Annotated in this window: 4 protein-coding genes and 2 pseudogenes; 4 read left to right on the top strand and 2 right to left on the bottom strand. The window is 65.8% G+C overall.

From position 1 onward, the window contains the following. The first annotated feature begins 501 nt into the window (after positions 1-501). Together AC1DP0_RS19625 and AC1DP0_RS19620 are read left to right on the top strand one after the other, a co-directional pair. Positions 502-801: a WhiB family transcriptional regulator gene (locus AC1DP0_RS19625; protein ID WP_478087799.1), complete on the top strand. Its 300-nt coding sequence runs from the start codon at positions 502-504 to the stop codon at positions 799-801. Positions 802-968: 167 nt separating this feature from the next. Then, positions 969-1,241 carry a hypothetical protein gene (locus tag AC1DP0_RS19620; protein ID WP_478087797.1) on the top strand — a complete coding sequence of 91 codons (273 nt, stop codon included), beginning with the start codon at positions 969-971 and terminating at the stop codon, positions 1,239-1,241. A 150-nt stretch (positions 1,242-1,391) separates the two neighbouring features. Here AC1DP0_RS19620 and AC1DP0_RS19615 read toward each other — a convergent pair whose 3' ends face one another. Continuing rightward, the gene (locus AC1DP0_RS19615) at positions 1,392-1,799 is read right to left on the bottom strand and encodes an ester cyclase (protein WP_478087794.1); all 408 of its coding nucleotides are present in this window, start codon (positions 1,797-1,799) and stop codon (positions 1,392-1,394) included. Between the two features lie 470 nt (positions 1,800-2,269). Here AC1DP0_RS19615 and AC1DP0_RS19610 point away from each other — a divergent pair, with 470 nt between their 5' ends. Next, positions 2,270-2,794: a pyridoxamine 5'-phosphate oxidase family protein gene (locus AC1DP0_RS19610; protein WP_478087791.1), complete on the top strand. Its 525-nt coding sequence runs from the start codon at positions 2,270-2,272 to the stop codon at positions 2,792-2,794. Between the two features lie 220 nt (positions 2,795-3,014). Next, positions 3,015-3,374: pseudogene (locus AC1DP0_RS19605) on the top strand (VOC family protein); the annotation flags it as partial. Positions 3,375-3,429: 55 nt separating this feature from the next. On the opposite strand, the pseudogene AC1DP0_RS19600 reads toward AC1DP0_RS19605, so the two are convergent. Next, a pseudogene (locus AC1DP0_RS19600) lies at positions 3,430-3,649 on the bottom strand (NERD domain-containing protein); the annotation flags it as partial.

Below are 3,649 nucleotides of genomic sequence, written 5' to 3'. Positions count from 1 at the left end.
GCCCACGCCCTCAGCCTCGGCCAGGTTCGGCAACACCATCGTCGAGTCGACGTCATACTTGCGCTCAACCTCGTCATGCCGAGTAGGGCTCATGCCCATCATCTTCGCGCAGCAGCGGCGGCCGGGAGCCGCGATGCCACGTTTGACCTGTCACGCTGGGTGCCGGTCGCGGCCAACCCTCCGTGCGCACTGCACTCGAGTTGCGCCCTTTCGCCCCAAGACGGGCGAGGACGACGGACGCTACAGTCCCAGCTCCGCGTAAGTTCCACGTCGGTTCGCAGCTGCAGACCTCTCCAGCCTGGCCGGGGTGATCAGCAGAACTGGACAAAAGTGACTAGTCAGTTGTGCCGTAAAACGGTCCAAATGGGCTATATCGGGACAACGCTTGCGCTCGTAGTGTCTTCCCTGGGCCTGTGGGGGTCCGCATGATCGGGGCCGGTGTGACGGCCCGGGTCGGCCCGGTAGTCATGGGAGGCGCCGGGCCGGGGAGGGGTGGTTGTCATGAGTGCTGTCGCAACGGTGGATCTGTGGGTGGACGAGTGGGCCAGGGAGGCCAACTGTGCCGGCCAGGACCCTGAGTCGTTGTTCGTCCGGGGCAAGGCCCAGCATGCCGCAAAGGCCGTCTGCAAGACGTGTCCGGTCCTCGCGCAGTGCCTGGCCGAGGCCTTGGACAGCAGGACAGACTCTGGGGTGTGGGGAGGCATGACGGAGCGGGAGCGCCGGGCGCTGCTCCGGAAGCGGCCCGACATCACCTCATGGAAGTCTGCCCTTCGGGCAGGAATGGCGTCACAGGCCGGGTAGGCGCGCTTGATGGCGATGCGAGCTGACCGGTAGATCGGTTCGTGACCGTCCGGTCGGTCGGAGGTSACGGCTCCGTCGCGGGGAGCAGCTCCTCGGCTCGAGCGGGACGGACCGCTCCTACGCGCGACAGGACGGCCATACGGAGCGCCTAACGAGGAGATCACCCCATGCCAGAAGGCACCCTTTACGTTCAGAGGACCGACGAGGTCGTACCGCCGCAGCGGCACGACCTCCTCGACAATCAACTGCTCGAGGAGATCGAGCTCCTCGTCGACGTGATCACCCGAGTGGCCGGGCACGACGGCTACCTTTCAAGAGACGAGGTGGACTCCGTACTCGGCCTGCCTGGCGTTTCCCACGGCACGTTCCGCGTCCCGGCGGGCATCATGGCTTCAAGTCGCCGATCAGGCGCAGACCGTGCGAACCCTTTCCAAGCCTGAAGGTGCGCCGCCACGACACGGTTTGTTCCGGCCCGATGCTGAAGCTGGTTGAGGACCCGTGTGTCGTGGCTTCAATCCTGTGGTCATGACCCGACCTGGACCTCCCGACAGGCTGCGCCCGGACGTCACGGGGTGCGGCACYGGCGCAGGTCACGTACTGAGCTGCTCCGTCAGACCCTTGGTGTCAGACTCGACCCAGCCCTCCACTGCTTTGCCCGACTTCATTCGGAAGATCTCGATCCACGTCGTTGTAACCAGCCGGCCGGTAGCAGGATGGCCCATGAACTCGCCTTGGTGGGTCCCCCGATCCGTCCCACGGACCACAACCCTGTCGCCCTCCGCGATGACGTCCTCGACCGACGTGATGAGGTCCGGGAAGGCCGCACGGTACGCGATCACGCCCTGGCAGTACTCGTCAGAACTCTGAATCGAGAAATTCAGTGAGTTGTGGCTGACGAAGTCATCGGCCAGAAAGGCCTTCAATGGAACGGGGTCGCCCGTGTTCCAGCCAGCCTCAAAGAAGCGACGGGCGGCGGATTTGTTCTCCTCTTCAGTCATCTGTGACTCGTTTCTGCTTCCCGGCTGGGCCACCGCGGACCAGTCAAGAAAAGTCTCGTACCCCCTGTCAGCGCGGCACAAGACCGTGGTTGGCCGGCTTGTCCGGGCCAGACGCGCGCAATCGTGGTCGGTTCGGACCCGGGCGACCAGGCCAGGCTGCCTGTCGGCTGTCCGGTCATGAACCCTGATTTCACCCGAGACCCTGGCAGAGCGGGCCGGCGCCAGCGGCCCTGAGGTCGTGCGCCCCTGACACCGCCGCGATGACGGATCGGCTGGCCGAACGAGGGCCGGAGAGTGCCCCACTTCGCCGCGTCAGGAGTTGACCCTCGGGTCAGGCCGCCGGACCGGCGCCGATGAGTAGCCAGGGAGACATGGACCCCGGCTGGTTCGCCGACCTAGCACCAACACGGCGCCTGCCTCTCTTCGCAATTGGGGCCTGCCGGAGGGCAGTAGGCAGTTACGTTGGGGAGATGGAGGCCATCAATCTGGGAAACGCGGACGGGCTCCCGCCGGTGGATTGGGCCGCCGTTGTGGCGAAGCTCGATGCGGGTTCGGCGCCGGCACCGGGTGCAGCGAACACGCGTACGACCTGGTTGTGCACCATCAACGCGGACGGCAGCCCGCACGTGACTGCGGTCGGTGCGGTCTGGGTGGACGGCGCGTTCTGGTTCCAGACGGGCGCGACTACACGCAAGGGGCGCAACGTCGCGCGGGACCCTCGGTGTTCTGTTGCGGTCTCGATCCGCGACGCCGACGTGGTGATCGAGGGTGACGCAACTCGGGTGACCGAGCCGGCGGTAGTGGCACGCATTGCGAAGGTCTGGGCGGACAGCGGTTGGCCAGCGGAGCCCGACGAGACAGGGTCGGGCATCACAGCGCCGTTCAACGCACCGTCGCAAGGACCGCCGCCGTGGAATGTGTATCGCATCGAGCCACGCTCGGCCACCGTGGTCCTAGCGACGGAACCGGGCGGCCTGACCCGTTTTCAGTTCTGATGCGTCATTGYGATGGTTGGCCTTTTGCGTAACCGGCACACGCTGGCTGAGTGCGTCACTTCGCCACGTCAGTGCGTGCGGGAGCGGGGGCGGCCCGACGACCTGACGACGCCCTGCGCGCGCACCGCGGGTCGTTGCGGGGCGACAATGGTTGGCGTCGATTCCTCGTGCCAGGGAGCCGGGACCATGCCGTTGAGCGACTTCCAGAACGTCAGTCGCCGTATCCCACATAGGGCGCGCCATCGCGTTCTACGAAGGCCAACTGGGCCTGCCACCACTAAAGTCCGGCCCTAGCGCTGCTATCCCAGACGGCAGCCGGGTCTATGGATCCGGCGGTGGCCCGGCGCTCAATGTGTACCAGTCCCCCACGGCTGGACAGTCACCAGCGACATTGGCCACTTGGTACGTCGGTGACATCGACGCGATGGTTGAGGACCTGGCGGCTGCTGGCGTCGAGTTCGTCCGCTACGACGCGTACGAACATGACGCAAAAGGAATCACTCCTCGAGCCGGTGGCGGTCGCATCGCGTGGTTCCAAGATCCTGACGGCAACACATTCGCGATCGAGGCCGACGCCTGAGCCGCACCCGGGCTCCATGCTTCTATCCGCCGCTTGTCGGGCGCACCCTATCCTTTCAAGCAGCAGGTAGTGCGTAGGCGAGCTTCCGGTGCATCTCGGCGATGGTGTCGGCGGCGAAGGACCCTTCGGCCTCCAACTGGGGGTAGAGCTTTCTGGGCCACAGGGCTTGCACGCCACGGGTGGTGAAGGTGCCGCCGATGAGAGGCCAGTCTGCTTCAACAAAGCAGAGCACGCCGTGGACCGGGACCTCGATGTCGAGCAGTCCGCGTACGACG

It is taken from the genome of Terrabacter sp. P5_B1 (genome assembly GCF_056400505.1).
Note: the sequence above shows the minus strand (reverse complement) of the source record. Positions and strands in the feature narration are given on the sequence as shown.